Origin of the sequence: Streptomyces sp. NBC_00631 (genome assembly GCF_045206895.1) — a bacterium.
In the GTDB taxonomy this organism is placed as follows: Bacteria; Actinomycetota; Actinomycetes; order Streptomycetales; family Streptomycetaceae; genus Streptomyces.
In genome coordinates, this window is the sequence record NZ_CP107734.1 from 2,572,333 (window position 1) to 2,598,916 (window position 26,584).

Below are 26,584 nucleotides of genomic sequence, written 5' to 3' on the forward strand. Positions count from 1 at the left end.
ACAGCGCAGGGAGCGAACGCGGAAGTGGCAGTGCAGCAGTCAGCGGGTCCGGACCCGTATTTCCCGGACAACGGCGATGCCCGGTACCGGGTGCATCGCTATGAGCTCACGCTGGACTACCGGCCCGGACCCAATCGGCTGGCCGGCATGGCCCGGATCAACGCGATCGCGGGCCGGGCGGCCCTGTCCGAGTTCCAGCTGAACCTGGCCGACTTCAAGATCGGCCGGATCCGGGTGGACGGCCGTCAGCCGCACTGGACGCACCGGAACGGCAGGCTGCGGATCAAGCCCGCGAAGCCGTTGCGCGCCGGGGCCGCCTTCACCATGGAGATCCACTGGTCCGGCAACCCGAAGCCGGTGAACAGCCCGTGGGGCGGGATCGGCTGGGAGGAGCTGACGGACGGCGCGCTGGTGGCCAGCCAGCCGGTCGGCGCGCCCTCCTGGTTCCCGTGCAACGACCGGCCGGCCGACAAGGCGTCGTACCTGCTCTCGGTCACCTGCCCGTCGGCGTACTCGGTGGTGGCCGGCGGCCGGCTGCTCACCCGCACCACGAAGGCGTCCACGACGACCTGGGTGTACGAGCAGGCGGCACCGACGTCGAGCTACCTGGTGAGCCTCGCGATCGGCAAGTTCCAGACCGTGCTGCTGGGCGACCCCGGCCTCGGCGGGGTGCCCATGCACGGGCACATACCGGCGCATCTCCTGCCTGAGTTCTCAAGGGACTTCGCGCGGCAGCCCGCGATGATGGACCTGTTCCAGCGGCTGTTCGGACCGTACCCCTTCGACGAGTACGCGGTGGTCGTCGCCGACGAGGAGTTCGATGTCCCCGTCGAGGCCCAGGGGTTGTCGCTGTTCGGCGTCAACCACGTGGACGGGGCGCGGGGTTCGGAGCGGCTGGTGGCGCACGAACTCGCCCACCAGTGGTTCGGCAACAGCGTGTCCATCGCCGACTGGCGGCACATCTGGCTGAACGAGGGGCTCGCCAAGTACGCGGAGTGGCTGTGGTCGGAGCGCTCCGGCGGCCGCAGCGCCCAGCAACTGGCGGCAGCGGCCCACCGGTTGCTGTCCGGGCTGCCGCAGGACATCCGGATCGCCGCTCCCGGCAAGAAGTCGATGTTCGACGACCGCCTCTACGAGCGGGGCGGTGTCACGGTGCACGCGATCCGCTGCGCGCTCGGCGACGACCGGTTCTTCCACATGCTGCGCGCGTGGGCGGGGCTGCACCGGGGCGGGTCCGTGACGACGGCGACGTTCACGGCCCATGTCAACCGGTTCGCGGACGAGCCGCTGGACGGCCTCCTCGACGCCTGGGTGCACCGCACGGCGCTGCCCGCCCTGCCCACGCCGGCCGTCCCGGCCCGCCCGGCCCAGCCGCCCACCAACGCCGAGTCGGCGTAGGGGGGCGGGCCCGTGACACCGAAACGCTCCCGGCAGCGGCCCCCCGCCGCCTGCCCGTGCGGGCTGGCGGAGACGTACGAGAAGTGCTGTGGCCGGTTCCACCGGGGTGAGGCGGCGGCGCCCACGGCCGAGGCGTTGATGCGCTCGCGCTACAGCGCCTTCGTGAAAGGTGACGAGCCGTACCTGCTGCGCACCTGGCACCCCCGGACCCGCCCGGCCCGGCTCGGCCTGGACCCCGGCATGCGCTGGACCGGCCTGGAGATCCTGGCGACGGCCGACGGGTCGGCCTTCCACACCACCGGCACCGTGACCTTCCGGGCGTCCTTCGAGGGCGGCTCGCTGGAGGAGCGCAGCCGGTTCGAGCGGGTCGACGGAGCCTGGGTGTATCTGGACGGGGTGTTCCCGCGGGAGTAGCGCTACGGCGCCAGGACGTCCAGTTCCTGGAGGGCGCCCGTCGTGATGGCGCGGGTCAGTTGTTCGGCGCGGGGGGCGTCGCCCTCGCGTACCGCCTCCGCGAGCTGGACGTGGAGGGTGACGGCGGCCGGGTCAGGGTCCTCGAACATCACTTCGTGGTGGGTGCGGCCGGAGAGGACCTCGGCGACGACGTCACCGAGCCGGGCGAACATCTCGTTGCCGGACGCGGTGAGGATCACCCGGTGGAACGCCATGTCGTGGACGAGGTAGGCCTCCAGCTTGTGGCCGCGTGAGTTGGCCACCATGCCGAGGGCGCACTCGGTGAGTTCGGCGCACTGCGCGGCCGTGGCGTGCCGCGCAGCCAGGCCGGCCGCCGCCGGCTCGATCGCCGAGCGCAGCACGGTGAGTGAGCGCAGCTGGTGCGGGCGGTCGGCGCCGGCCAGGCGCCAGCGGATGACCTGCGGGTCGTAGACGTTCCACTCGGCCTTGGGGCGGACGGTGACGCCCACCCGTCGGCGGGACTCGACCAGGTGCATGGATTCGAGGACCCGGACCGCCTCGCGCATCACGGAACGTGACACCTCGAAGTGCTGGGCCAGCTCGTCGGTGCGCAGGACACTCCCCGGCGGGTACTCGCCCGCGGTGATGGCGGGGCCGAGGGCGTCCAGTACTCGGCCGTGCAGGCCCCGGCCCGGTGTGCTCATGCACTCAGCGTACCGAGTGGATCACGGGGCCAAAAAGTCAGACTTATATGTCACAGACTCTTGAATTCGTCGTACCTAATGGGTTTCAGTGAGGCCGACGCCGGATGTCGTAGGCCGGTGTCTGTTGTCGGGATCTCCCCGTAGGAAGACAGCGAGGCAGTGATGCGGACCCCATACGTCGTCGCGGTGATGGGCGTCGCGGGCACGGGCAAGACCACGATCGGTCCCCTGCTCGCCGCCCGGCTCGGCGTCCCGTACGCCGAGGGCGACGACTTCCACCCGCCGGCCAACATCGCCAAGATGTCGGCCGGGCACCCCCTCGACGACGCCGACCGGTGGCCGTGGCTGGACGCCATCGGCGCCTGGGCGCACGGCCGGGAGGGGCTCGGCGGGGTGGTCAGCTGCTCCGCGCTGAAGCGGGCGTACCGCGACCGGCTGCGGGTCTCCGCCCCGGACCTCGTCTTCGTGCACCTCACCGGCGACCGGCAGCTCATCGAGGACCGGATGTCGCACCGGCAGGGTCACTTCATGCCGACCGCGCTGCTGGACTCCCAGTTCGCCACGCTCCAGCCGCTGGAGGCGGACGAGGCCGGCGTCGCCGTGGACATCTCGGGCAGCCCCGAGGAGATCACCGCACGGGCCGTGCGGGCGCTGGACGCGCTGCCCGACCGCACCCCGCAGTAACCGCCCCCCTTTCCTGTTCCCGTCATCGCAAGGAACCCCGTGACCAGACTCAGCGTCGAGATGCTGGCAGCGGACGCCGTCGCGCCCATCACCTCGGCCGGACATGCCCGACTCGGCATCGCCGTCCTGTTGGGCATCGCCGTCATCGTCCTGCTCATCACCAAGTTCAAACTCCACGCCTTCCTGGCGCTCACCATCGGCTCGCTCGCGCTCGGCGCGTTCGCCGGGGCGCCGCTCGACAAGGTCATCACCAGCTTCACCACCGGGCTCGGCGCCACCGTCGCCGGCGTGGGTGTCCTGATCGCGCTCGGGGCGATCCTGGGCAGGCTGCTGGCCGACTCCGGCGGCGCCGACCAGATCGTCGACACGATCCTCGCCAAGGCCCGCGGGCGGGCGATGCCCTGGGCGATGGTGCTGATCGCCTCCGTGGTCGGGCTGCCGCTGTTCTTCGAGGTCGGCATCGTGCTGCTCATCCCGGTGGTGCTGATGGTCGCCAAGCGCGGCCACTACTCCCTGATGCGCATCGGCATCCCGGCCCTCGCCGGTCTGTCCGTGATGCACGGCCTGGTGCCCCCGCACCCGGGCCCGCTGGTCGCGATCGACGCGGTCCACGCGAACCTGGGCGTGACCCTGGCACTCGGTGTCCTGGTCGCGATCCCGACCGTGATCATCGCCGGTCCGCTGTTCTCGAAGGTCGCGGCCCGCTGGGTGGACGTGCAGGCCCCCGACCGGATGCTCCCGCAGCGCCCGTCCGAGGAACTGGAGAACCGCCCCGGCTTCGGCGCCACCCTCGCCACCATCCTGCTGCCGGTCGTCCTGATGCTGGCCAAGGCGCTGGTCGACATAGTCGTCGACGACCCGGCGCACACCGTCCAGCGCGTCTTCGACGTCATCGGCTCCCCCTTGGTCGCGCTGCTCGCGGCCGTGATCGTCGGCATGTTCACGCTGGGCCGGCCGGCCGGGTTCTCCAAGGAGCGCATCTCGGAGACCGTCGAGAAGGGGCTCGTGCCCATCGCGGGCATCCTGCTGATCGTCGGCGCGGGCGGCGGCTTCAAGCAGACGCTGATCGACTGCGGCGTCGGCCAGATGATCCTGGAGATCTCCAAGGACTGGTCGATACCGGCGCTGCTGCTGGCCTGGCTGATCGCGGTGGCGATCCGGCTGGCGACGGGCTCGGCGACGGTGGCCACGGTGTCGGCGGCGGGCCTGGTGGCTCCGCTGGCGGCCGACATGTCGACCGCCCACACCGCTCTCCTCGTCCTGGCCATCGGTGCGGGCTCGCTGTTCTTCAGCCACGTCAACGACGCCGGTTTCTGGCTGGTGAAGGAGTACTTCGGCCTGAGCGTCGGCCAGACGCTGAAGACCTGGTCCGTGATGGAGACGATCATCTCGGTGGTCGGGGGCGGCCTGGTCCTGCTGCTGTCCCTGGTGATCTAGGAGCGGGCGGAGTCCGGCGGTGCCCCCGGTGGCGCACCGCCGGACTCCGCCGTCCCGGCTGACCGCCGTCGCGGTGGAGAGAAGTACCGAAGCCGAACAGGCGCGACGGCTACGGCCGCCACAACGGGTGCTCGCGCTTGGCCCACTCCTGGCTCACCGTTCCCGTGCGCAGGCCTCGTCTTGCCTCCGGGTCGCCCAGGGCCATGCCGATGTGGCCGGCCAGGACGATGCCGATCGTCAGGGCCAGCCAGTCGTGGACGAAGGTGGCCGAGGTACGCCACATCAGCGGGGCGAGGTGGGTGAACCACATGAGCAGGCCCGTGCCGAGCATGACGAGGGTGGCGCCGGCGATCCAGTTCGCGTAGATCTTCTGGCCGGCGTTGAACTTGCCCGCCGGGCGCGAGGAGCGGCGCTTGTCGCGGCTCAGGGCGGCGTGCAGCCAGAGCCTGTCGTGGGGGCCGAAGCGGTTCAGGAAGCCGAGGTCCCTGCGGAAGGCACGGGAGGCGAGGCCCAGGAGGACCGGGACGGGGAGGGCGAGGCCCGCGCACTCGTGGATGCGGACGACCAGTTCGCGGCGGCCGACGAGGACCGCCAGCTGCGGGATGTAGAGACAGGCGGCCGTCGCGACGCACAGGCCCATCAGCAGTGCCGTGGTGCGGTGCACCCAGCGCTCGGCGGCGGTGAAGCGGTGCAGCCGGTCCGTGGCGGCCGGGGCCTCAGCTCGTAGGCTCATCGTCACGTCCGTTCGAACGGCCGACCCAGGCGTCGACGTCGTAGCCCAGCCTCTCCCAGTACCCCGGGGCGACCTTGTCGGTGACCGTGATGCCGGAGAGCCACTTGGCCGACTTGTAGAAGTACATGGGAGCGACGTAGAGACGGACCGGACCGCCGTGGTCGTGGGTGATCGCCTTGTTCTGCATGCGCAGCGCGACCAGGACGTCCGGGCGGCGCGCCTGGTCGAGGGTGAGGCTCTCGGTGTACGCGCCGTCGAAGCAGGTGAAGTGGATGGCCTTCGCGGAGTCCCGGACGCCCGCCAGGTCCAGGAGATGGGAGAGACGGACGCCCTCGAAGGGCGTGTCCGGCACCCGCCAGCCGGTCACGCACTGGACGTCCTTGACCAGCTTGGTCTGCGGCAGCGCCCGCAGGTCGGCCAGGGTGTACGTCCGCGGCTTGTCGACCAGTCCGCCGATCTTCAGCTGGTAGTCGGCGGCGGTCTTGTCCGGCACCGACCCGGTCACCGAGTAGTAGCGGAAGCCGCCGCCGTTCGGGAGGAGTCCGGTCAGGCCCGTGGGGTCCTTGCCGGAGAAGGCACCGAGGACCGACTCGGTGACGCGTTGCAGCACGGGCGCGGTCACCAGGCCGAGCGCGCCGAGGCCGATGGTGCCCAGGAACACCCGGCGGCCGACCGGGCTGCCCTCCTCGGTGCGCCGCGGCTCCTCGGACTGTTCAGAGTTCACGCACTCATTCGAACACCATCGGGGCGGCCTCGGCCACGAAATCCCGCGGCCGTAAGGAATCCACAACCTCTTCTCATGAACCTCGCCTCAACCTCCCAGCACCCGCTCCCGGGCCGCCCGGAACGCCTCGCACGGGTCACGGTCCGGGTACGACCAGGGTGCCGCGGTGGCATGGCGGCCGATGCGCTGGAACAGGGCCGCGGCCTCGGCGTACCGGCCGGCGCCGAAGGTGGCGTGGGCGAGGTGGTTGAGGTCGATGTGGCGGCGGGGATGTTCCTCGATCCCCCACTCCAGCCACCAGTCGAAGGCGGCGCCCAGGGCGCGCAGCGCGGACGGCTCGGCCCAGTGCCCGGCGGCGGCCGGGTCGGCGGGGGCCTGGCCGGTGGCGGCCAGTACCCGGTGGCGTTCGGTGTACGCGACGACCGGCAGGACGGCGAGCGGGGAGTCGGCCGGGGCCTCGGCCGCCGCGCGTTCGGCGAAGGCGCACAGTTCGTACGTGCCCCGGAGCTCGGTCTCCGCGATCCGGGCCGCCATCAGGTGGTGCGCGTGGTGGTGCTCGGGATGACGGCGGCGCACCTCGGTGAAGGTACGGCGCGTCTCCTCGCCGGTGCCCAGGTAGCGGGCCACCAGGAGGAGGCCGAGCCACGGGGTGGGGTCGGCGGGGGCGAGCGCGGCGGCGCCGGCGCAGGCCTCGCGGGCACGCTCCGGGTCCGCCTTGCCGCGCAGGGCGCGCCTGACCAGGGTCAGGGCGTACAGGGTGGCGGCGCCGGCGGAGCCGGGCTCGGCGAGCAGCCACTCGCGGGCCCAGGCGACGGCGTAGGGCTCGCTGGCCAGGGCGGTGACCCGGTGGCCGCGGCGGTCCCAGTCGTCACCCGTGTGGAGCAACAGGGAGCGGGCGGACTGCCAGCGGCCCTGGGCCAACGCGGCCCGCGCCGAGATGAGTTCGGCGTCCCCGAGGGCGTCGTCGGGGCAGTGCTCGCAGCCGGGGTGCGTGGCCGCGCGGGGGCCTTCGGCGACGGCCGGGCCCGGGCCTGACACGGTCGGGCCTGGGCCTAAGAGGGGCGGGGTTGGGGGCACCGCGGAACTTCCTGGTTGTCGGGCTGCCATCGGCCGATCACGCACAGCAAACCCCCAGCCAAGACTTTGCGTCAAGCCGAACGAGGCTGGTACTCCATTCAACTACCCTGTACCCAGGGGAACTTGACGCGCGCCGGGGGCCGATGGGCGTACCGTGGCCGTGGGGCACCGGGTGCCGGCTGTGGCGTACGCCATGGCGCCGGCCGCCCGGGCGTCGGACCATGGCCGTAGGGTCCCGTAGCAACCGCCCCGATCCGCCCACCGTGGTCGACCCGGGCAGCGTGACCGAGTCAACCGCCCGGTTCCGGGTACCCCCGGAGCAATCCCCACCCGGGAGCGCTACAGTCGGCCACTACGCACTCCGTAGCCCGGCCGCAGATCGAGGTACGCAGCGTGTCCGTTCTGGTTCTGATTCTCGCCGTGAGTGCGGCCTGTTGCCTGGGCTTCGGGTTCGTGCTCCAGCAGAACGTCGCCCAGAAGGCACCGCTCAGCGACTTCCTCTCGCCCCGGCTGCTGCTCGACCTGATGCGGGTGCCGCGCTGGCTCGGCGGCATCGGCCTGATGGTGGCCGGCATGATCCTCGGCGCGATCGCCCTCGGCAAGGGCGAGATCTCCCTCGTCGAACCACTGCTCGCGACGAACCTCCTCTTCGCCCTCGCGCTCTCCCGGCACCAGACCAGGCATCCCCTCAGCCACCAGGGCTGGGCGGGCCTCGTCCTGCTCGCGGGCGGGGTGACCGCGTTCATCCTGGCGGGCCAGCCACGCGGCGGCGACGCCGTCACCAACCCGGCGCGCCACTGGCTCATCATCGGCGTGATGGTCGGCACAGCCCTGCTGCTCACGACCTACGCCAAACGGTCCCGCCTCAGCGCCGGCCCCACCCTGCTCGCCCTCGCCGCCGGCCTGCTCTACGGCGTCCAGGACGCGCTGACCCGGGTCACCAGCACCCGCTTCTCGGAGGGCGGCATCATGGAGGTCCTCACCGGCTGGCAGCCGTACGGCGTGCTGGTCCTCGGGGTCACCGGGCTGATCCTCGTCCAGAGCGCGTTCGAGACGGCGGAGCTGCGCAACTCGCTGCCCGCGCTCACCGCGGCCCAGCCGCTCGCCGGGATCCTGTGCGGGGTCGGCTTCCTCGGGGACCGGCTGCGCACCGACACCGGGGCGCTGGCCTGGGAGGCGGCGGGGCTCGCGGCGATCGTGGCGGGCATCGTGCTGCTCGGGCTGCATCCCGCGATGCCGCGCGGTGCGGCGCCGAAGGAGCCGTCGCTCGACCTCCAGCCGCGCTGACGCCGGGGGCCGTCCGCCTGCTTGGATGACGGCATGAGCGCTGCTGACGAGATCCTCGACATCGTCGACGAGCACGACCAGGTCATCGGACAGTCCCCACGCGGTGAGGCGTACGCCCGGGGTCTGCGCCACCGCTGCGTCTTCATCCAGGCCCGCGACGCCGCCGGCCGCGTCTTCGTGCACCGCCGCACCGCGACCAAGCTGGTCTTCCCCTCCCTGTACGACATGTTCGTCGGGGGCGTGGTGGGGGCGGGCGAGTCCTACGACGACGCGGCGCTGCGGGAGGCCGAGGAGGAACTGGGCGTCTCCGGACTGCCGCGGCCGAGGTTCCTCTTCAAGTTCCTGTACGACGGCGGGGCCGGGCGGAGCTGGTGGTCGGCGGTGTACGAGGTGCGCTGCGAGCTGCCGGTTCGGCCGCAGGTGGAGGAGGTGGCGTGGCACGACTTCCTGACGGAGGAGGAGGTGGTGTCACGGCTCGGGGAGTGGGAGTGGGTGCCGGACGGGGTGGCGGCGTGGAAGCGGCTGCAGGCCCATCGGGGCTGAGGTGCCCCAGCGGCACGACCGCCCCGCGGCTATGCAGCTGACGCGACCGCAGCGCCCCGTAAGGGGCGCGGGGAACTGCGCGGCCAGCCCCCACGCGCCCGCAGCCGAAGGAGACCGGCGACCACCCCGGTAGGCTTCCGGCACGTGATCGGATTCGTACGGAACGTCCGCCTGTGGTTCGCCCCCGAGGTCGTGCGCCAGGAAGGAACCACCCCCGACTACCGCTTCTCCCTCGCCAACGAGCGGACCTTCCTGGCCTGGCTGCGCACCGCCCTCGCCCTCATCGGCGGCGGATTCGCCGTGGACCAGTTCCTGCCCGACCTCGGCCGGGGCTGGCGCATCGGCCTCGCCCTGGCCCTCCTCGCCGCAGGCGTGCTCTGCTCGCTGCGTGCCGTCAATCACTGGATGCGCTGCGAGCGGGCGATGCGGCGCGGTGAGGATCTGCCGGTCTCCCGGTTCCCGGCGCTGCTGAGCGTGGTCATCGCCGTGGTCGCCGTCGCGATGGTCGTCGTCGTGCTCGTCGGGTGGGAGGGATGACGGAGCCGGCCCGCGACCCCGGGCTCCAGCCGGAGCGGACCCGGCTGGCCTGGCGCCGTACGACTCTGTCGGCGACCGTCGCCGCCATACTCGCGGCGAAGACCGCCCTGCACGGCAGCACCTCGGACGCCGGCGTGGTCGCCTGCGCGGCCTGCTGTGTCCTGTGGCTGGGCTTCCTGCTCGTGGCCCACCGCCGCATCCGCGCCCTCGCGGCGCCCCGCCCCCCGGCGCTGGCCCCCCGGTGGGCGACCGGGGCGGTGCTGTGCACGGTCGCCATCGCCCTGTGCGCCGCCGCACTGGTCGTGTAGCCCGCGCTCAGCCCTCCTCCGGCCACTCCACGGTGACCACCAGCTTGCCCCGGGTGTGCCCCTCCTGGCTGCGGCGCTGCGCGTCGGCCGCCGCCTTCAGCGGATACGTCTCGGCGACATGGACGGTGAGCGCGCCCTGTTCCGCGAGCGCGGTGAGCCGGGTCAGGTCCTCGGCGTCGGGGCGTACGAAGCAGTAGCGGCCGCCGAAGTCGACCACGTCCGGGTCGGCGATCGAGGCCATCCTGCCCTCGGGGGCGAGCAGGTTCGCCGAGGCGGTCAGGGCCTCCCCGCCGACGGTGTCGAAGACGGCGGCCACACCCTCCGGGGCCAGTCCCCGCACGCGTTCCGCCAGGCCCGCCCTGTAGGTCACCGGCTCACCGCCGAGGCCCCGGACGAAGTCGTGGTTGGGTTCGCTCGCCGTGCCGATGACCCGGGCGCCGAGATGGGCCGCGATCTGCACGGCGAGGGAGCCGACCCCGCCGGCGGCCGCGTGCACCAGGACCGTCTCGCCGCGCCTGACCTCCAGGGCGTGCACCAGCACCTGGTAGGCGGTGAGGCCCGCCAGCGGCAGCCCGGCGGCCTGGTCGAAGGTGAGGTTGCGCGGCTTGCGGGCAAGGGTGCGCACCGGGGCGGCGACGTACTCGGCGAAGGTGCCCCGGGAGAGGAAGTCCTCGCGGACGTAGCCGATCACCTCGTCGCCGACCGCGAACTCGGTCACGGCGGAGCCGGGCTGGACGACGACCCCGGAGACGTCCCAGCCGGGGACCACCGGGAAGACGGCGTCCAGGACGCCGTTCAGATGGCCCTCACGGCACTTCCAGTCGACCGGGTTGACGGCCGCCGCGCGGACCTTCACCAGCACCGAGTCGGGGCCGACCTTCGGGTCCTTGACCTCGCCGTACTCCAGCACCTCGGGGCCGCCGTACCGGCTGTAGCTGATGCCTTTCATGCACACGACCCTCCGGGGTACTCGGACGCCACGCAACCGGGATGCCCGCATATGCGCCGTTCGCGTGGCAGCCTGTCCGTCGGCATCACGCCACACTCCTGAACCCTGTACCCCCTGAAGGCGAGCACCATGACCACCCTTCATCAGGAACACACCGCACACGGCCACAGCCACGGGCCGGACTGCGGGCACGACCAGGTGCCGCACGGCGACCACGTCGACTACGCCCACAACGGGCATCTGCACCGCGAGCACGGCGGCCACTGGGACGAGTGCGAGCCCGACGGCCACGTCACCCACGAGGCGCACGAGCACCGGCACGGCGACGGCTGCGGGCACACCGGCGTGCTGCACGGCGACCACATCGACTACCTGCACGACGGCCACCGGCACGCCGAGCACGACGGCCACTGGGACGATCACTGAGCCGGTCCTCGCCCGTGGCGGCTCTCCGCTCTGCGCGCGGGGAGCCGCCGCCCGCCGTTCGGGCCGTAGGGTGGTCCCGGTCACGTTTGGCTCACGCGCTGGACGACATACCGACTGGTCGGCATCATGAGTCGGGTCCTGTTCATTCGTTCGTAGGAGCGATGCATGAGCCCCGACCACCCGCCCGGACTCGATCTCGACCGGCTGCGCGGCCTCCTGGACCGCGAGCGCCCCGGTCTGGTGACCGGCCCGCTGACCGGAAGGCTGATCGAGGGCGGACGGTCGAACCTCACCTACGCGATCAGCGACTCCACCTCGAAGTGGGTCGTACGACGGCCGCCGCTGGGTCATGTCCTGGCCACCGCGCACGACATGAAGCGCGAGCACCGGGTGATCAGCGCGCTGTACCCGACCGAGGTGCCGGTGCCGCGCCCGGTGCTGCTCTGCGAGGACGAGGAGGTCCTCGGCGCGCCGTTCTACGTGATGGAGTTCGTGGCGGGCACCCCGTACCGGACCTCCGAGCAGCTCGTCCCGCTCGGCCCCGAGCGCACCCGCGACGCCGTGCTGTCCCTGGTGGACACGCTCGTCGAGCTGCACGCCGTGGACCCCGCGGAGGTCGGTCTCGGCGACTTCGGACGCCCCGAGGGCTTCCTGGACCGCCAGCTGCGCCGCTGGGGCAAGCAGCTGGACGCCTCGCGCAACCGTGAGCTGGCCGGGATCGACGAGCTGCACGCGACCCTGGGCCGCCGGCTGCCCGAGTCCCCCGCGCCCACCGTGATCCACGGCGACTACCGCCTCGACAACGTCCTGATCGGCGAAGACGACCGGATCAAGGCGATTCTCGACTGGGAGATGTCGACGCTCGGCGACCCGCTGACCGACCTGGGCCTGCTGGTGATGTACAGCCTGCCGCTGGGTGCGCCGGACTCCCCGGTGTCCACGACCGCCGAGGCGCCGGGCCACCCGGCTCCGCGGGAGCTGGTCGAGCGGTACGCCGCCCGCTCGGGGCGGGACGTCTCGCACATCTCCTGGTACACGGCGTTCGCCTGGTTCAAGCTCGCCGTGATCCTGGAGGGCATCCACTACCGGTACACGCTGGGCCAGACGCTCGGGCAGGGCTTCGACCGCATCGGCGAGCTCGTCCCCGTCTTCATCGACCACGGACTGACCACTCTTCAGGAAGGCTGACCGGTCATGGACTTCGCGTTCGACGCGCGCACCGAGGAGCTTCGCGCCCGACTCCTCGCCTTCATGGACGAGTTCGTCTACCCGGCCGAGGCGGTGGCCGAGGAGCAGCGGGCCGCGCTGGCCTCGCCGTGGGACACCCCGGCCGTGGTCGAGGAGCTGAAGGCCGAGGCGCACAGGCAGGGCCTGTGGAACCTCTTCCTCCCCGACGCCGAGTACGGCGCCGGCCTCACCAACCTCCAGTACGCACCCCTCGCCGAGATCACCGGCCGCTCCCCGCACCTGGCGCCCACCGCGCTGAACTGCGCGGCGCCGGACACCGGCAACATGGAGGTGCTCGCCCAGTTCGGCGACGACGCGCAGAAGAAGCAGTGGCTGGAGCCGCTGCTGGCCGGTGAGATCCGCTCCGCGTTCGCCATGACCGAGCCGGAGGTTGCCTCCTCCGACGCCACCAACATCACCACCCACATCGAGCGGGACGGCGACGACTACGTCATCACCGGCCGCAAGTGGTACATCTCCGGGGCGATGAACCCGGACTGCAGGATCTTCATCGTGATGGGCAAGACCGACCCGGACGGCACCGACATCCGGCGCCAGCAGTCCATGGTCCTGGTCCCGCGCGACACCCCGGGCGTCACCGTGAAGCGCGCGATGAAGGTCTTCGGCTACGAGGACCACTACCACGGCGGCCACGCCGAGGTGGTCTTCGACCACGCGCGCGTGCCGGTGGCCAATCTGGTCGGCGAGGAGGGCGGCGGCTTCGCCATCGCCCAGGCCCGGCTCGGCCCCGGCCGGATCCACCACTGCATGCGGCTGATCGGCATGGCCGAGCGGGCGATCGAGCTGATGTGCCGGCGGGCGGTGTCCCGGACGGCGTTCGGCAAGGCGCTGGCCCAGCAGGGCGTGGTGCACAACTGGATCGCCGACGCCCGGGTGACGGTCGAGCAGCTGCGGCTGCTGGTGCTCAAGACGGCCTGGCTGATGGACACCGTCGGCAACCGGGGCGCCCACGCCGAGATCCAGGCCATCAAGATCGCCACGCCGCGTGCGGTCGTCGACATCATCGACCGCGCGATCCAGCTGCACGGCGCGGGCGGTGTCAGCCAGGACTTCCCGCTGGCCGACCTGTACGCCGGGGCCCGCACGCTGATGATCGCCGACGGACCGGACGAGGTGCACCAGCGCTCGCTGGCGCGGCGGGAGCTGAAGAAGTACCTGTAGGCGCTGTGCGCCGAGGGGCCGGTGCGGGTGTCCGCCGACCCGGCCCCCACGGCGGGCCGGGTCGGTGGTCGTCCGGTCCCGGTCGCCGGTCAAGGGCCGGTGCCTCCGGGCCGGGTCGGGGCGTGCGGGGTGCCGAGCATGTCGAGGAGGACCATGGCGTCGTGGTCGGGGGTCCCGGGCTCGGCGTAGTAGGCGTCGGGGTCGGTGCCGCCCAGGGCACGCAGGCGGGGGACGCAGCCGCGGATCTGGTTGTCCCGGTCGGGGAACACGTCCCGGGCGGCGGGGTGGGAAGTAGTACGCGGATCCGGCCGGCCTCCGGCTGCAGCCGGCCGGCCTCGCCGACCTGGACGCCATCCCGGCGCCGGCCGGCGCCCGGTACTGGGGACCGTGCCTACTTGAGGATCTGGAGCAGCCGGTCCGCCAGGATCGCGGCCGAGTGGGGATTCTGGCCGGTGATGAGATTGCGGTCCTCGACCATGTACGGCTCCCAGATCGGACCGCGGCTGAAGTCGATGCCGACCTTCTCCTTGAGTTCCGTCTCCAGCAGCCACGGTGCCCGGGAGGCCAGGCCGACGCCCTCTTCCTCCTCGTCGGTGAAGCAGGTGACGCGGTATCCCTCGAAGGGGGACCTGCCGTGGATCCTGGTGGCGAGGATCGAGGCGGGGGCGTGGCAGACGATCACGAGTGGCCTGCCCGAGGCGAGCTGGGCGGTCAGCAGGCGGCCGCAGTCGGCGTCGAACGCCAGGTCCGCCATGGGGCCGTGGCCGCCCGGCAGGTACACCGCGTCGTAGTCCTCCAGGCGGACGTCGGAGAGCTGGAGTGGCCGCCGCATCACCTCGGCGGAGCGGATGATCTCCTCCAGTTCGAGAGCCATCTCCTCACCGCCCGCCATCGACGGACGCAGGCTCATCATGTCGACGGCCGGGGTCACGCCGCCGGGCGTCGCGACCACGACGTCGTGCCCGGCCTCCGTGATCTTCTTGTACGGCATCGCGAACTCTTCGGCCCAGTAGCCGGTCGCGTGCCTGGTGCCGTCCTTGAGGACCCAGTAGGTGGCCCCGCTGACGATGAAGAGGACTTTCGCCATCGCACTCGGTCTCCTTCCCCCCGAGTCGACTCGTAGAGGAATTCAGCCGTTCCAGCCTAGGCACATCACGGGCGAAGTGCTCTCAGCAGCAGGTCGGCCAGGTGGTCGGCGACCTCCTGGGGGGCCATCGGGCCGTCGGGGCGGTACCAGGTCGACAGGTGGTGGACGGAGCCGAAGTGGTAGTCGACCACGAGGTCGGCCGGGGTCGCGGTGGAGAAGACGCCCTCGCGCTGGCCCTCTTCGACGAGCGCGCGGAAACGTTCGTGGTAGCGCCGGCGCTCGGCGCGCACCTGCTTGTTCTTCTCCGGGCTCAGGTGGTGCATGGACCGGAAGAAGATCATCGCGTCGTCGAGGTTCTCGATGGTCGTGACGACCACGTCCGCCGCCGCGCCGCGCAGCCGCTTCTCGATCGGCTCGTCCGCGTTCGCGAACGCGTCGAGCCGCTCCTGCTGGACGCGCAGCACGCGCGCGTACACCTCGTGCAGGAGATCGTCCTTGGAGCCGAAGTAGTGGTACAGCGCCCCCTTGGTGACGCCGGCCGCCTCCACGATCTCCTGCACGGAGGTCCGGTCGTACCCCTGCTCCGCGAAGAGCCGGGTGGCGGCGGCAAGAAGCCGCTGCGGAACAGGAGCCCCGTCTCCGTCCGTCGTCCTGGGCACTGCCGCCACCTGCCTTTCTCGTAGATCTGCTAACTCTGTTGCGGTCGGGAACGCAGTTCCCGTCGGAGGATCTTCCCACTTGCCGTCTTCGGCAGGTCGGGCAGGATCTCCACCTGGCGCGGATATTTGTAGGCGGCCAGTCTCTCCTTGCAATAGAGGGCGAGATCGTCCGGATCGGTTGCAGCACCGGGTCGAAGACTGATGTAGGCCTTGACGGTCTCCCCGCGGTACCCGTCCGGCACGCCGACCACGGCCGCCTCGCGTACCGCCGGGTGGGTGTACAGCACGTCCTCGACCTCGCGCGGCCAGACCTTGAACCCGGACGCGTTGATCATGTCCTTCTTGCGGTCGACGACGTAGAGCCAGCCCTGCGGGTCCATGAACCCGATGTCACCGGTGCGCAGTTCGCCGTCCGGGAAGGTCTCGGCGGTGGCCTCGGGCCGCCGCCAGTACCCGGGCACCACCTGCGGCCCGCGCACGGCGATCTCGCCCTGCTCGCCGAAGGGCACCTCCTGGCCCTGGTCGTCGATGATGCGGACGACGGTGTCCGGGCCGGGCACTCCGACCGCGAGGGTGCCGGAGACGGGGTCCACGGGCGCCTCCAGCTCCGGCGGCACTGAGGCGCAGGGCGCGGTGCACTCGGTCAGCCCGTAGCCGTTGCGGATGTACGGCCCGAACCCGGCGCGGAACTTCTCCACCAGGGCGGGCGGCAGCGGCGCGCCGCCGGAGGAGATGTTGACGAAGGAGGCGAAGTGCTCCGGGGTGACGTCCGGGTGGGCGGCCAGGGCCATGAAGGCGGTGGAGGGGCCCACCGTGTACTGCGGACGGTGCTCGGCGAACGCCTCCAGCACCAGGCCCGACTCGAAGCGGTACGTGAGCACGAGCGTACCCACGCTGGTGAGGCAGGCGCAGAGCTGGCAGACCATGCCGGTGATGTGGAAGAGGGGCGCGAGGGCGTAGTAGACCGGCGCGTCGGGCAGCGCGAGCCCGGTCCGCTGCCGCTCGGCGTTGTACATGATGTTGCTGTGCAGGTTGGTGGCGCCCTTGGGGGCGCCGCTGGTCCCCGAGGTGTAGCTGATCAGTGCGATGTCGGACGGCTCGGGGTCCCGCCCCGCGGGCGCCTTGCCGCCCTGCCGCGCGACGGCGACCAGGTCCTCGGCGTCGGCGGCCTGCGGCAGCCGCTCGAAGCTCAGCACGCGCGCGTCGTCACGCGTCTGGAAGTCCAGCTCGCAGGCGGTGAGCACGACCCGCACCGGCGAGTCGGCGGCCGTGTCGCGCAGGTACGACTCCCAGGACCGCTGCGAGCAGACCAGCGCGGTCACCTCCGCGTCCCGCAGGACGTGGGAGACCTCCCCCGACTTGTACATCGGGTTGACCGGCACGACGGTCGCGCCCGCCTTCCAGGCGCCGAGGAGCGCGAGCACGAAGTGCGGCGAGTTCTGCAGGATGACGGCGACCCGGTCACCGCGCTCCAGGCCCCGCTGGGCGAGATGCGCGGCGACCGAGTCGCTCAGCTCGTCGACCTCGCGGAAGCTGAGCCGGGCGTCGAAGTAGGTGAGGCAGGTGCGGTCGGGTGCCGCGGCCACGGCGGTGCGCAGCGCGTGCACCAGCGAGGCGGGCGGCGCGACCGGGCCGCGCTGGGCCTCGTTGAGCAGCCCCACCCAGGGCCGGGCGGCGTAGCCGGACTCGGTCTGCGACTGGGTCACAGGGTGGCCTCCCACTTCTGCTGGAGGTGGTTCATGTTCGTCAGCCAGCGGTCCGGGTCGGTGGCCCGCGCCTGGTAGAAGCCGGCGACCTCGGAGTGCGGCAGGATCAGGAACCGGTCCTCCGCCATCCCCTTGAACAGCGCGTCCGCGACGGCGTCGGGCTCGATCGCGGTCGGCTGGAGCACCAGGTCGCCCGCGGTGCCGGTGGCGGCGAGCATGTCGGTACGGACGCCCTGCGGACAGATCGCGTGCACCTTGAGCCCGCGGTGCCGGTACGTCAGCGACAGCCACTCGGCGAAGGCGTAGGCGGCGTGCTTGGTGACGCTGTAGGGCGCGGCCCCGATCATGGTGAGCAGTCCGGCGGCGGACACGGTGGACACGAACCGCCCGCTCCCCCGCTCCAGCCAGTCGGGCACCAGCTCCTGCGCGGCCCGCACATGGGCCATGAGGTTGACGTCCCAGGCCGACTCCCATACGGCGGCGTCGGCCGCCTCGGACCCGCCGGAGGCGAGTCCGGCGTTGGCGCAGTAGACGTCGACGCTCCCGTCGAGCGCGTCCCGGGCGGCGGCGACGATGCCGGACGCGTCACCCGGAAGAGCGATCCCGCCGATCTCCTCGGCGACCGCGGCGGCCTTCTCCCCGTCCAGGTCGTTCACGACGACGCGAGCACCTTCGGCGGCGAACCGACGGGCAAGGGCGGCCCCGATGCCACCTCCCGCCCCGGTGACCACGACTCGGGCATCTTGCACGGCTCCCACCATCGGTCTCCTTCGACACGACGCGACCAGACTCGGCTCAGCACGGACACACTAACCGGTCGGTATGTTTGAGAAAAGAGCGACTGTCGCACCCCCTAAGCTGCAGCGCGCCCCAAAAGGGGCGCGGGGAACTGCGCGACCAGCCCTATCCGGCCCACACCCGGACGACGACGGAGGCCACCCCATTGCACCCGTCCAGACGAAGCCTGCTCACCGCCGCCACGGCAGCGGCAACGGCAACGGCCGTGGCAGCCGTACCCACGGCAACCACGGCCGACGCCCACGGCACCCTCAAGACCGGTTTCGACCACCTCTCCGCCGACGGCTACGCCCTCCTCGCCGCCCAGAAGGTCGGCATCGTCACCAACCCCACCGGCATCACCGCCGACGCCCGCCACATCGTCGACGTCATGCACGCCGACCCCCGGGTGAACCTCACCTCCGTCTTCGGCCCTGAGCACGGCTTCCGCGGCACCGCCCAGGCCGGCGGCTCCGAGGGCCGCCACGACGACCCGGCGACCGGCCTTCCCGTCTACGACACCTACCTCAAGAGCGGACAGCCCCTCGCCGACGTCTTCACCGCCTCCGGCGTGGACACCGTCGTCTTCGACATCCAGGACGTCGGCGCCCGTTTCTACACCTACATCTGGACGCTGTACGACTGCATGGAGGCCGCTCGGCTGGCGGGCAGGCGCTTCGTCGTCCTCGACCGCCCGAACCCGGTGACCGGCCGCACGGCCGAAGGGCCGGTTCTGCACCGGGAGTTCGCCAGTTTCGTCGGCCGGCAGCCGATCGCACAGGCACACGGGATGACGGTCGCCGAGCTCGCGCGGCTGTTCAACGCGGAGTTCCTCGGCACACCGGTCGCTCTGGACGTCGTACCGATGACGGGCTGGCGGCGCTCGCGTTTCTACGACGCCTACGGCCTGCCCTGGGTGCCGCCGAGTCCCAACATGCCCACCCCGGACACCGCCCTGGTCTACTCGGGGACGTGTCTCTTCGAGGGCACGAACCTGTCGGAGGGGCGCGGCACCACCCGCCCCTTCGAACTGCTCGGCGCGGAGGGCATCGACGCGCGCTGGGCGGCGGCCGCCAACGAACTGGCGCTGCCGGGCGTGCGGTTCCGGGAGGCGTACTTCGCGCCCACCTTCTCCAAGTTCCAGGGCACGACCGTCGGCGGGGTGCAGATCCATGTGCACGACCGGGCCGCCTACGACCCCGTACGCACCGGAATCGGCCTCCTGGTCACCGCGAAGAAGGTGTGGAGCGGCTTCGCCTGGCGCTCGGACGACTGGATCGACAAGCTCACCGGATCCGCGCGCGTGCGCACGATGATCGACACCGGCGCGGGTCCGGACGAGGTCGTCGGCGCCTGGCAGGACGAACTCGCCGCTTTCCGCCGGGTCCGAAAGGAATTTCTCCTCTACAGGTGAGGCGCGCTGTATGGCCAACCTTGCCCCGTGGCGGGACGATGCGCGCACATCGCACCGGTTCGGGGGACGAGGAGCCTGGCATGGCGGATCCTGGGATGAGTGTGACTCCCTACTGGGAGCTGACCTTCGACGCGGACGGGGACCCGGACGGCGCCGAACGCGACCGGCTGCTGGGCGAGATCGGCGGCCATGACCTCGATGACCTGATCGTCTTCGCGCACGGCTGGAACAACGACCGTTCGGGGGCGACCGCCCTGTACCGGCGGTTCTTCGCACCGATCCCGAAGCTCGCGCCGAAGGCGCGGATCGGGTACGCCGGGGTGATCTGGCCGTCGATGCGGTTCTGCGACGAGCCGATCCCGGACTTCCCGAAGTCCGTGGTGGCCATGGAGGCGGAGCAGTCACCGGCGCCCGTCCTCGACAAGGACACCCGGCACGCGCTCCTGGAGACGTTCCCGGGGCGGGCCACCGTGGTCGACCAGATCGCGCGGATGCTGGACCAGCGGCCGGCGAACGAACTGGTGGAGTTCGGGCGCCTGGTGCGGCTGCTGGTCGAGGTCCTCCCCGGCGGCCCCCAGCCGCTGTTCGCGGCGGACACGCTCGCGGAGGGCGTCCCGCAGAGCGAACCCGTGCTGTTCAGCGGGGACACGACGGCCCTGTGCGAGGAGTTCGCGGCGGCGCTGGCCGGTCTCCAGGGAGGCGGCGGCGCGGCCGGGTTCACGGTGCCGAACCCGTGGGACGGCGCGAAGGAGCTGCTGCGGCAGGCGACCTACTACGCGATGAAGCGGCGCGCGGGGACCGTCGGGGAGCGCGGGCTCGGGCCGGTGATCGGCCTGCTGGCCGGGGCCGCACCGGACGTGCGGGTGCATCTGGTGGGGCACAGCTTCGGTGGCCGGCTGGTGTCGTTCGCGCTGCGCGGGCTGCCGGACGGGGTGCGCACGGTGAAGTCCGTGACCCTGCTGCAGGGGGCTTTCTCGCACTACGCGTTCGCCGCCCGGCTGCCGCACGATCCACGCGCCGGCGGGGCGCTCCAGGGGCAGCAGAACCGGATCGACGGCCCGCTGGTGTGCTGTTACTCCCACTTCGACGAGGCGCTCGGCACGCTGTATCCGATGGCCTCGCGGATGGCGGACGACTGCGAGTCGGCGCTGGGCGAGGACGTGGGGCGGATGCTGGGCGCCCAGTGGGGCGCGATGGGCCACGACGGCGTCCAGGAGGTGCCGGGCACCCGGTCGCTGGACCTGGCGGCGGCGCTGCGCGGCCCGCTCGCCGCGCCGGGCTGCGTGAACGTCGACGCGGCGGCGGTGGTGTGCAGGGGCGGCCCGCCGTCCGGGGCGCACAGCGACATCGTGCACCCCGAACTGGCGCGGGTGGTGCTGGCGGCGGGGCGCATCGGGTGACCCCGCCGCCGTGGGGCATCAGCTCACCGGTGTTCGGCTCACCGGTGTGACGTGAACTCCACGACCTGCTGGAAGGTCGGCCGGTTCTGCCAGCTGATGTTGTAGTGCTTGATGCCGCCCAGGGTGCGCTGGACGATCGAGTCGGCGCACCACTGGTCGCCCGCCGAGCACAGCGAGTCCCCGGGGTAGACGGTGGACGCGCTGGTGCCGGCCGCCGTCTTCAGGGTGCTGATGAGGATGTCCCGGCAGGCGCTGAGGCTGCCGCCGCCGCAGTACTGCTCGGCGAGCGGTCCCGACACGGTCTGCCCGAGCACCGATCGGATGTCCTTGTCGACATAACTCCACCAGCCGTACTGGAAGGAGCTTCCGGCATGCGCACCGGTCGGTCCGTGAGCGGCCGACGGGGTCTCGTCGATGTACAGGTTGTTGGTGAACGCGGTGTACAGGTCGTCACCGAGGCCGGGCTGGAACTCGGCCTTCACCAGCAGTGGCCACCAGGCGTCCAGGATCCGGATGGCGTCGGAGTTGGCGTACGTCTTCGAGCCCGCCGAGGTCTCCGTGCGCTTGCCGCCCGCGGTCAGCCAGGTCTGGAGCTTGGTGACGGCCGCGGCGGCCGTGGTGTCGGTCACCGTACTGCTGTTGATCACCTTCAGCAGGTCGGGCAGGACGTCCTCGGCACGCAGGTCCGTGAGCGACGCGTCTGCCATGGCCTTGACAAGCGCGGAGCGGGTGACACCACCGGCGGCGACGAGTTTCTTGACCCGGTCGTTCAGCAGGTTGCCACGGTGGACGGAGCCGTCACCCCAGCTCGCTGTCGTGTAGTTCAGCGCCTGCTTGTTGTTCCAGGAGACGTAGTAGTCCTGGTCGATCGACTGGGGGTGCTGGGCGGCCGGGGTGTAGTCCGCCGTGTTGGTGGTCGGGTCCCAGTTCTGCCACTCGTAGGCGGCCTGCCCCCAGATCGGGAACTCGGGGTCGACCCCGCTCGCCCGCACCGGGTTGTTGCCGCTGTTGTAGTACGCGGTGTGCGTGGAGTCGGCGTAGAACCAGTTGAAGGTGTAGTTGATGTGCTGCACCGCACTCTGGAAGGTCTGCGGGCTCTTCACGTAGTCGGGGTCGTTGAGCATCTGGAAGCCGATGATCGAGTCGGCCTCGTGCATGTACGAGGATCTCAGGGTGGTGTAGGCGACCTTCTTCCCGCCGACGGTGGCCCGGTATTCGACCGGGCCGTACTTCGTCTTCCAGACCTTCATGGTGTACGACCCGGCGGCCGTGCTGTCGGCCGTGGTCGGCTTCCAGGAGTTGGTCTGCTCGACCTCGTCCATGGCCGTGCAGGTGCCGTGGAACAGGTAGTGGTAGTCGTCCTGGCAGAGTTCGACCGCGTAGGAGTCGATGATGTCCTGCCCGGAGGTGGTCGCGGACCACGCGTAGTCCTGGCCGCGGCCCAGTTCGACGTACATGCTCAGGCCCGCGAAGGAGGCGCCGCGGGCGCTGATGCCCGGACCCTGGATCTCCTGGAGCATGAGCAGCTGCGGGGCGAAGTAGCCGGTCTGCGGTCCGAACACGGCGATCGGGTGGCCGCTCGCGGTGTACTTGCCGCTGACGACGAGGGCGTTGGACATGCCGCGTCTGGCCGAGCTGAGCGCGGTCTTGGTCGCCGTCTCCGCGGCGGCGGTGGCGCTCTGGTCGGCGCCGGTGCCACTGGCGTCGTAGACCAGCGGTTCGGTCGTCACCGACCCGGCGTCGGGCAGCGCCTCGCCCTGGGGGTTGTCGGGCTTGGTGCCGTAGGGGAAGCTCTCGCCGTTGTGGACGGTGAGCACGGCCTCGGGGTCGTTGCGCTCGCGGAACGACTCCCAGACCTTGGTGCCCTCGGTCACGCCGTACTTCTCCTGGGCGGCGAGCAGCGAGATGGCGTTGTTGACCTCGCCGCCGCCGCCGGAGCCGAACAGCGTGCCGATCACGGAGGCCAGCGCCACCAGGTCGGTGATCTTGAAGTGGTCGATCGTGCCGGCGTTGGTGATCGAGTCCTTGTGCCCGGTCAGCACGTACTCACCGGGGAAGTAACGGCCGCTGTCCGAGGCGTCTATGTAGGAGTTGATGCCGTCGAGGTAGGCGTCGGCGTCCGCGAGGGCCTGCTGGCCGCGGGTGCCGTTGTTGGCGACGGCGTTGTCGATCTGCGCCTGCAGGTCGGCCTCGGAGTAGGGGGCGTTGCGGTAGAACTCCTGTTCAAGGCCCTGGTTGGAGGCGGCGCCACCGGCGAAGGTGGTGAGCTGGCCGCGGCCGACGTGCCGGAACACGTCCATGAGCCACAGCCGGTCCTCAGCGGCGGCATACCCCGCGCCGAACTCCGTGCCGTATCTGGTGGTACCGGTGATATGAGGCACTCCGGTCGCCTTGTCGCGGACGATGGTGACATCGCTGCGGCCGGCCGGGTTCTCCGAGGAGGCGACTTGACTGGACGCGACTCCGAACGACGAGTCGTTGAAGAACGTGTTGATCTTCGCGTCGGTGAGGGTGGAGTAGCCCGTGGCCAGGTTGTTGTAGAGGCCGAGCTGGTCCTCCGCGTGGCTGGGCTGGGTGCCGAAGGCCTGGTTGAGCAGGATCTGGGCGAGGGTGGCGTTGCCGTTCTCGCCGGGCGGCAGGATGTCGGAACACTGGCCGCCGCAGTAGTCGTTGGAGGCCGCGGCCGCCGCCGGAGTCGCCTGGACCAGCGGGGAGAGCAGGCCGGCGATGAGGACGCATACGGATGCGGCTTTCAGGAACCCGGGGAGCTTGCGGGGAGTTCTCAGTTTGTCGAACAACGCGTGATGTCTGGTGCGCCGGGGCATGGCGGCTCCTCACGACGGGGGTGGTGCCGGACGTTACCGCCGGTATCCCCGGGATTGAAGATGAACATGCGTCAAGTTTTGGAGTGGTCGCCCGTGTCGGCGGTGTCACCCGTCGTCGGTCAAGGCGGGCGGCCTTATGGACGGCATCGGAAATCGGATGGAGCCGATTCGAGTGTCGATACGTCTATACGGCAACGCCGCGCGCAGCCCGTGCGGCGACGCCGAAGTGACCGATGTACAGCTGCAGGTGTGACGGAGGTGCAGGGCGATGGCCGGTTTCCGGAGTCTGGCGAGACAGGTGCGAGACCCACGGTGCGATCTGGCGCTACGGCGTTACTCGCTGCGCAAGTGCCTGGAGCGGTTCGCTCCTTACGGGCACCGCGCGACCTGGGACCATCTCTGCTCGCGGGCCGGGTTCGGTCCCGAGGACCGGGCCCCCGATCCGGTGCGTCTCGTGGGCGCGCTGGAGGAGCTGGAGGAGGCGCGGACGGTATGGCTCGCCTATGAGGTCGAGTTCGCCGAGCGCCGCAAGAAGGAGAAGCACGACGGGCTGCGCCGCCCGGGCAGCGTGGACGACTGGCACCGGCTGACCTGGGGCGGATTCGGAGTGGCCTGGTGCGACGACCCACGGGTTCATCCCGACGAACCACTCGCCGAGGTGCTGCGACGGCTGATCGCCGCCCTGGAGCGCGAGCCGGGCACGGCCTGCCCGGTGTGCGAAGGGGAGCGCCTCATCTGGAAGTACGACCTGGACCACGAGCCCTCCGCCGGTCCGGTCTGCGCGGACTGCGGGATCCTGGTGCCGCGTCCGGTGCTCACCGCCGAGGCCCTGGCCTATGCCAGGCGCGGGCGGCTTCTCATGTCGGCCTGACCACGTGGGGGTGCGCCGGGGATGCCGCACCCCCCAACTGCCGGTGACCCGACCGTCGTCAGCGGCGACCGGCAGAGGCCGCTCCAGTACCGGCGGTGACCGACGCGCCCTGGCGCGTCCGCTCCGCCCGTTCCGGCAGCAGACGGGAACCCGCCCGCCGTTCGCCGAACGCGTCGTCCGGGTTGGAGAGCACACACGTGTCCAGCGACAGACAGCCACAGCCGATGCAGTCGGTCAGATGATCCCGCAGGCGGTTGAGCTGCCTGATGCGCTCCTCCAGCTCCGCTCGCCAGGCCTCCGAGAGCCGGGCCCAGTCCTCGCGGGTCGGCGTGCGCTCCTCGGGGAGTTCCGAGAGGGCCTCCCGGATCGTCGCGAGGGGGATGCCGACCCGCTGTGCCGCCCGGACGAAGGCGACCCGGCGCAGCGTGTCGCGGGTGTAGCGGCGCTGGTTGCCGGGGGTGCGCCGGCTGCTGATGAGCCCCTTGGACTCGTAGAAGTGCAGCGCGGACACGGCGGCGCCGCTGCGCGCGGACAGCTGACCCACGGTCAGCTCGTGGATCTTCTCGGGAATCTGCGGCACCCGTCAGAGACTACCCAGCGGGTGCGGGTCGCGGTCCGTTGACAGAGGACCCGCACCGGACCATGCTAAGCAGTTGCTTAGACATGGCAACGCGTGATCCCGACAGTGCGAGAGGGCCGGCAACATGGCAGAACCGAGGATCTTCACCTCCCCCGACGAGCTGAAGGCGGCCGTGGGCGAGCAGCTGGGCCACACCGACTGGCTGGAGATCGACCAGAAGCGGATCGACCTGTTCGCGGACGCGACCGGCGACCACCAGTGGATCCACGTCGATCCGGAGAAGGCGGCCGCCGGCCCGTTCGGCACGACCATCGCGCACGGCTATCTGACACTGTCGCTGCTCCCGCTCTTCGGCCCCCAGCTGATCAAGGTCGAGGGCGTGAAGATGGGCGTGAACTACGGCACCAACAAGGTCCGTTTCCCCTCCCCCGTCCCGGTCGGCTCCCGGCTGCGCGCCACCGCCACGATCACCGATGTGACGGATGTCACGGGCGGTGTCCAGGTGACGGTCGCTTTCAGCGTGGAGCGCGAGGGCGGCGACAAGCCGGTCTGCGTCGCGGAGTCGGTGTCCCGCTACTACCTCTGAGCGGCTCCGCGGCTACTTGGCCCCGACCATCCGCAGCACGAGGTCGGCGTAGAGCGCGCCGACCTCCTCGGGGGTCCGGGGCCCGTTGACGTTGAACCAGCGGGCGACGTCGATGCAGAGCGACAGCACCGCGAGGGTGGTGCCGTGCACGTCGAGGACGTCGAACTCGCCGGACGCGACGCCCTCCTGGATGATCCCGCGCACCTCGGCGTCGACCTGGCGGCGCAGGCCGAGGATCTCGGCGCGGGCGTCGGGGCCGAGGGCGTCGAGTTCGTACTGCACCACCCGGGCGGTGGTGCGCCGCCCGGCGTGCCAGCGGACGAAGGAACTCACGGCGTCGGCGAGCCGCTCGGCGGCGGTGCCCTCGCGCCGGGCGGCCGTCCGGAGAATGTCCAGGGCCTTGTCGTGACCGATGCGGCTGATCCGGTGGAGCAGCTCTTCCTTGGTCTTGTAGTGGATGTAGAGCGCGGCGGGGCTCATGCCGGCCCGGCCCGCGATGTCGCGGGTGGTGGTGGCGTGGTAGCCACGCTCGGCGAAGGCCTCCACGGCGGCGACCAGCAGTCGCCGGGCCGCGTCAGGGGTGACCTCTTCCCACGGCTCGACCTCGCCGCCGGTCGTCTCCTCCGCCGTACTCATCGCTCGCTCGCCCCTCTCGATACCGGAGCTCCACCATACCGCCGAAGCTGAGCGAGCGCTTAGTGTGCCCGCTCAGAGCTTTTTCCGGGCGGCAGGGCTTCAGAGCTTCTCGAAGGGGTCGTGCGCGGCGAGCAGCTTCTCCAGCCTGGCCTGGTCGACCCGGCTGACGATCTGGCCGGCCTCCTGGCGGTCGCGGACGACCTTCGCGAGTGTGAAGGCGGAGGTGACGAGGTAGAGCACGGCGATACCGAGGAAGCCGCGCACCCAGGCGTCGGCGTGCAGCCGGAAGATGCCGATGACGGTGGCCGTCATGGCAAGGGCGAAGGAGACGACGGCCTGGCCGTAGAAGGCCGCCGTGTTCTGGTGTCTGACCGGTGTGTCACTCATGGTTCGAGCATCGCCGCGCGTGGCCC

At 71.2% G+C, this 26,584-nt stretch carries 29 protein-coding genes; 15 read left to right on the forward strand and 14 right to left on the reverse strand.

What is annotated here, in order from left to right:
* The first annotated feature begins 24 nt into the window (after positions 1 to 24).
* Positions 25 to 1,398 (forward strand): M1 family metallopeptidase, encoded by a 1,374-nt coding sequence (locus OHB00_RS11785; RefSeq protein WP_406433976.1) that lies wholly within the window; start codon positions 25 to 27, stop codon positions 1,396 to 1,398.
* 12 nt (positions 1,399 to 1,410) lie between these two features.
* Positions 1,411 to 1,812: a YchJ family protein gene (locus OHB00_RS11790; RefSeq protein WP_406433978.1), complete on the forward strand. Its 402-nt coding sequence runs from the start codon at positions 1,411 to 1,413 to the stop codon at positions 1,810 to 1,812.
* Positions 1,813 to 1,814: 2 nt separating this feature from the next.
* Here the strand turns inward: OHB00_RS11790 and OHB00_RS11795 are convergent, their stop codons facing one another.
* Positions 1,815 to 2,516: a FadR/GntR family transcriptional regulator gene (locus OHB00_RS11795; protein ID WP_406433980.1), complete on the reverse strand. Its 702-nt coding sequence runs from the start codon at positions 2,514 to 2,516 to the stop codon at positions 1,815 to 1,817.
* Between the two features lie 162 nt (positions 2,517 to 2,678).
* Between OHB00_RS11795 and OHB00_RS11800 the strand changes: the two genes are divergently transcribed.
* Both OHB00_RS11800 and OHB00_RS11805 read left to right on the forward strand, forming a co-directional pair.
* Positions 2,679 to 3,200: a gluconokinase gene (locus OHB00_RS11800; protein ID WP_406433982.1), complete on the forward strand. Its 522-nt coding sequence runs from the start codon at positions 2,679 to 2,681 to the stop codon at positions 3,198 to 3,200.
* A gap of 39 nt (positions 3,201 to 3,239) precedes the next feature.
* On the forward strand, positions 3,240 to 4,637 hold the full coding sequence (locus tag OHB00_RS11805) for a gluconate:H+ symporter (protein WP_406433984.1): 1,398 nt from the start codon (positions 3,240 to 3,242) through the stop codon (positions 4,635 to 4,637).
* Between the two features lie 109 nt (positions 4,638 to 4,746).
* On the opposite strand, the gene OHB00_RS11810 is transcribed toward OHB00_RS11805, so the two are convergent.
* The 3 genes from OHB00_RS11810 to OHB00_RS11820 form a co-directional block, all read right to left on the reverse strand.
* Positions 4,747 to 5,370 (reverse strand): cytochrome b/b6 domain-containing protein, encoded by a 624-nt coding sequence (locus tag OHB00_RS11810; RefSeq protein ID WP_406433986.1) that lies wholly within the window; start codon positions 5,368 to 5,370, stop codon positions 4,747 to 4,749.
* Positions 5,354 to 6,094, reverse strand: coding sequence for a molybdopterin-dependent oxidoreductase (locus OHB00_RS11815; RefSeq protein WP_406433988.1), 741 nt, complete (start codon positions 6,092 to 6,094; stop codon positions 5,354 to 5,356). Before OHB00_RS11815 ends, OHB00_RS11810 begins: the two co-directional genes overlap by 17 nt.
* Before the next feature lie 87 nt (positions 6,095 to 6,181).
* Positions 6,182 to 7,132 (reverse strand): hypothetical protein, encoded by a 951-nt coding sequence (locus OHB00_RS11820; protein WP_406433990.1) that lies wholly within the window; start codon positions 7,130 to 7,132, stop codon positions 6,182 to 6,184.
* Between the two features lie 432 nt (positions 7,133 to 7,564).
* Between OHB00_RS11820 and OHB00_RS11825 the strand changes: the two genes are divergently transcribed.
* The 4 genes from OHB00_RS11825 to OHB00_RS11840 all read left to right on the forward strand — a co-directional run bounded on the left by OHB00_RS11825 (position 7,565) and on the right by OHB00_RS11840 (position 9,846).
* Positions 7,565 to 8,458 (forward strand): DMT family transporter, encoded by an 894-nt coding sequence (locus OHB00_RS11825; protein ID WP_406433992.1) that lies wholly within the window; start codon positions 7,565 to 7,567, stop codon positions 8,456 to 8,458.
* Between the two features lie 33 nt (positions 8,459 to 8,491).
* Positions 8,492 to 9,001: an NUDIX hydrolase gene (locus tag OHB00_RS11830; RefSeq protein ID WP_406433994.1), complete on the forward strand. Its 510-nt coding sequence runs from the start codon at positions 8,492 to 8,494 to the stop codon at positions 8,999 to 9,001.
* Between the two features lie 144 nt (positions 9,002 to 9,145).
* Positions 9,146 to 9,538 (forward strand): YidH family protein, encoded by a 393-nt coding sequence (locus tag OHB00_RS11835; protein ID WP_406433996.1) that lies wholly within the window; start codon positions 9,146 to 9,148, stop codon positions 9,536 to 9,538.
* Positions 9,535 to 9,846 carry a DUF202 domain-containing protein gene (locus OHB00_RS11840; RefSeq protein WP_406433997.1) on the forward strand — a complete coding sequence of 104 codons (312 nt, stop codon included), beginning with the start codon at positions 9,535 to 9,537 and terminating at the stop codon, positions 9,844 to 9,846. Before OHB00_RS11835 ends, OHB00_RS11840 begins: the two co-directional genes overlap by 4 nt.
* Positions 9,847 to 9,853: 7 nt before the next feature.
* Here OHB00_RS11840 and OHB00_RS11845 read toward each other — a convergent pair whose 3' ends face one another.
* A complete protein-coding gene (locus OHB00_RS11845; RefSeq protein ID WP_406433999.1) occupies positions 9,854 to 10,795 on the reverse strand; it encodes an NADP-dependent oxidoreductase in 942 nt (313 codons plus the stop codon).
* Between the two features lie 129 nt (positions 10,796 to 10,924).
* Between OHB00_RS11845 and OHB00_RS11850 the strand changes: the two genes are divergently transcribed.
* The 3 genes from OHB00_RS11850 (at position 10,925) to OHB00_RS11860 (ending at position 13,630) form a co-directional block, all read left to right on the forward strand.
* Positions 10,925 to 11,221 (forward strand): hypothetical protein, encoded by a 297-nt coding sequence (locus tag OHB00_RS11850; RefSeq protein ID WP_406434001.1) that lies wholly within the window; start codon positions 10,925 to 10,927, stop codon positions 11,219 to 11,221.
* A 165-nt stretch (positions 11,222 to 11,386) separates the two neighbouring features.
* Positions 11,387 to 12,409, forward strand: coding sequence for a phosphotransferase family protein (locus OHB00_RS11855; RefSeq protein WP_406434003.1), 1,023 nt, complete (start codon positions 11,387 to 11,389; stop codon positions 12,407 to 12,409).
* A gap of 6 nt (positions 12,410 to 12,415) precedes the next feature.
* Positions 12,416 to 13,630: an acyl-CoA dehydrogenase family protein gene (locus OHB00_RS11860; protein WP_406434005.1), complete on the forward strand. Its 1,215-nt coding sequence runs from the start codon at positions 12,416 to 12,418 to the stop codon at positions 13,628 to 13,630.
* Positions 13,631 to 13,719: 89 nt separating this feature from the next.
* Here OHB00_RS11860 and OHB00_RS11865 read toward each other — a convergent pair whose 3' ends face one another.
* From OHB00_RS11865 to OHB00_RS11885, 5 genes are all read right to left on the reverse strand, one after another.
* Positions 13,720 to 13,899, reverse strand: coding sequence for a hypothetical protein (locus OHB00_RS11865; RefSeq protein WP_406434007.1), 180 nt, complete (start codon positions 13,897 to 13,899; stop codon positions 13,720 to 13,722).
* 122 nt (positions 13,900 to 14,021) lie between these two features.
* Positions 14,022 to 14,717, reverse strand: coding sequence for a type 1 glutamine amidotransferase domain-containing protein (locus tag OHB00_RS11870; protein ID WP_406434009.1), 696 nt, complete (start codon positions 14,715 to 14,717; stop codon positions 14,022 to 14,024).
* 65 nt (positions 14,718 to 14,782) lie between these two features.
* On the reverse strand, positions 14,783 to 15,376 hold the full coding sequence (locus OHB00_RS11875; protein ID WP_089103029.1) for a TetR/AcrR family transcriptional regulator: 594 nt from the start codon (positions 15,374 to 15,376) through the stop codon (positions 14,783 to 14,785).
* A gap of 29 nt (positions 15,377 to 15,405) precedes the next feature.
* Complete coding sequence (locus tag OHB00_RS11880; RefSeq protein WP_406434011.1) at positions 15,406 to 17,082, reverse strand: class I adenylate-forming enzyme family protein; 1,677 nt, start codon at positions 17,080 to 17,082, stop codon at positions 15,406 to 15,408.
* Complete coding sequence (locus OHB00_RS11885) at positions 17,079 to 17,843, reverse strand: SDR family oxidoreductase (RefSeq protein WP_406434013.1); 765 nt, start codon at positions 17,841 to 17,843, stop codon at positions 17,079 to 17,081. The genes OHB00_RS11880 and OHB00_RS11885 overlap by 4 nt, the downstream gene beginning before the upstream one ends.
* A 182-nt stretch (positions 17,844 to 18,025) precedes the next feature.
* Between OHB00_RS11885 and OHB00_RS11890 the strand changes: the two genes are divergently transcribed.
* Both OHB00_RS11890 and OHB00_RS11895 read left to right on the forward strand, forming a co-directional pair.
* Positions 18,026 to 19,273, forward strand: a complete 1,248-nt coding sequence (locus OHB00_RS11890) for an exo-beta-N-acetylmuramidase NamZ domain-containing protein (protein ID WP_406434015.1) — start codon at positions 18,026 to 18,028, stop codon at positions 19,271 to 19,273.
* Positions 19,274 to 19,353: 80 nt separating this feature from the next.
* A complete protein-coding gene (locus OHB00_RS11895) occupies positions 19,354 to 20,673 on the forward strand; it encodes a serine-threonine protein kinase (protein WP_406434017.1) in 1,320 nt (439 codons plus the stop codon).
* Positions 20,674 to 20,711: 38 nt separating this feature from the next.
* On the opposite strand, the gene OHB00_RS11900 is transcribed toward OHB00_RS11895, so the two are convergent.
* Complete coding sequence (locus tag OHB00_RS11900) at positions 20,712 to 23,498, reverse strand: penicillin acylase family protein (RefSeq protein WP_406434019.1); 2,787 nt, start codon at positions 23,496 to 23,498, stop codon at positions 20,712 to 20,714.
* Between the two features lie 268 nt (positions 23,499 to 23,766).
* Here OHB00_RS11900 and OHB00_RS11905 point away from each other — a divergent pair, with 268 nt between their 5' ends.
* Positions 23,767 to 24,369, forward strand: a complete 603-nt coding sequence (locus OHB00_RS11905) for a hypothetical protein (protein WP_406434021.1) — start codon at positions 23,767 to 23,769, stop codon at positions 24,367 to 24,369.
* Positions 24,370 to 24,427: 58 nt separating this feature from the next.
* Here the strand turns inward: OHB00_RS11905 and soxR are convergent, their stop codons facing one another.
* Positions 24,428 to 24,949: a redox-sensitive transcriptional activator SoxR gene (gene soxR / locus OHB00_RS11910; protein WP_406434023.1), complete on the reverse strand. Its 522-nt coding sequence runs from the start codon at positions 24,947 to 24,949 to the stop codon at positions 24,428 to 24,430.
* Positions 24,950 to 25,073: 124 nt separating this feature from the next.
* Here soxR and OHB00_RS11915 point away from each other — a divergent pair, with 124 nt between their 5' ends.
* Positions 25,074 to 25,535, forward strand: a complete 462-nt coding sequence (locus OHB00_RS11915; protein ID WP_406434025.1) for a MaoC family dehydratase — start codon at positions 25,074 to 25,076, stop codon at positions 25,533 to 25,535.
* 12 nt (positions 25,536 to 25,547) lie between these two features.
* Here the strand turns inward: OHB00_RS11915 and OHB00_RS11920 are convergent, their stop codons facing one another.
* Positions 25,548 to 26,171, reverse strand: coding sequence for a TetR/AcrR family transcriptional regulator (locus OHB00_RS11920; RefSeq protein ID WP_406434027.1), 624 nt, complete (start codon positions 26,169 to 26,171; stop codon positions 25,548 to 25,550).
* Between the two features lie 99 nt (positions 26,172 to 26,270).
* A complete protein-coding gene (locus OHB00_RS11925; protein ID WP_406434029.1) occupies positions 26,271 to 26,558 on the reverse strand; it encodes a YiaA/YiaB family inner membrane protein in 288 nt (95 codons plus the stop codon).
* Positions 26,559 to 26,584: the final 26 nt, after the last annotated feature.

Excerpts from the sequence above, each read along its gene's own strand:
- OHB00_RS11925 (WP_406434029.1), bottom strand. The coding sequence starts at position 26,558 with ATGAGTGACACACCGGTCAGACACCAGAACACGGCGGCCTTCTACGGC.
- OHB00_RS11845 (WP_406433999.1), bottom strand. The coding sequence starts at position 10,795 with ATGAAAGGCATCAGCTACAGCCGGTACGGCGGCCCCGAGGTGCTGGAG.
- OHB00_RS11870 (WP_406434009.1), bottom strand. The coding sequence starts at position 14,717 with ATGGCGAAAGTCCTCTTCATCGTCAGCGGGGCCACCTACTGGGTCCTC.
- OHB00_RS11905 (WP_406434021.1), top strand. The coding sequence starts at position 23,767 with ATGGCCGGTTTCCGGAGTCTGGCGAGACAGGTGCGAGACCCACGGTGC.
- OHB00_RS11885 (WP_406434013.1), bottom strand. The coding sequence starts at position 17,843 with ATGGTGGGAGCCGTGCAAGATGCCCGAGTCGTGGTCACCGGGGCGGGA.
- OHB00_RS11860 (WP_406434005.1), top strand. The coding sequence starts at position 12,416 with ATGGACTTCGCGTTCGACGCGCGCACCGAGGAGCTTCGCGCCCGACTC.
- OHB00_RS11900 (WP_406434019.1), bottom strand. The coding sequence starts at position 23,498 with ATGCCCCGGCGCACCAGACATCACGCGTTGTTCGACAAACTGAGAACT.
- OHB00_RS11800 (WP_406433982.1), top strand. The coding sequence starts at position 2,679 with ATGCGGACCCCATACGTCGTCGCGGTGATGGGCGTCGCGGGCACGGGC.
- OHB00_RS11830 (WP_406433994.1), top strand. The coding sequence starts at position 8,492 with ATGAGCGCTGCTGACGAGATCCTCGACATCGTCGACGAGCACGACCAG.
- OHB00_RS11855 (WP_406434003.1), top strand. The coding sequence starts at position 11,387 with ATGAGCCCCGACCACCCGCCCGGACTCGATCTCGACCGGCTGCGCGGC.
- OHB00_RS11915 (WP_406434025.1), top strand. The coding sequence starts at position 25,074 with ATGGCAGAACCGAGGATCTTCACCTCCCCCGACGAGCTGAAGGCGGCC.
- OHB00_RS11840 (WP_406433997.1), top strand. The coding sequence starts at position 9,535 with ATGACGGAGCCGGCCCGCGACCCCGGGCTCCAGCCGGAGCGGACCCGG.
- OHB00_RS11920 (WP_406434027.1), bottom strand. The coding sequence starts at position 26,171 with ATGAGTACGGCGGAGGAGACGACCGGCGGCGAGGTCGAGCCGTGGGAA.
- OHB00_RS11795 (WP_406433980.1), bottom strand. The coding sequence starts at position 2,516 with ATGAGCACACCGGGCCGGGGCCTGCACGGCCGAGTACTGGACGCCCTC.
- OHB00_RS11895 (WP_406434017.1), top strand. The coding sequence starts at position 19,354 with ATGGCGGATCCTGGGATGAGTGTGACTCCCTACTGGGAGCTGACCTTC.
- OHB00_RS11850 (WP_406434001.1), top strand. The coding sequence starts at position 10,925 with ATGACCACCCTTCATCAGGAACACACCGCACACGGCCACAGCCACGGG.
- OHB00_RS11810 (WP_406433986.1), bottom strand. The coding sequence starts at position 5,370 with ATGAGCCTACGAGCTGAGGCCCCGGCCGCCACGGACCGGCTGCACCGC.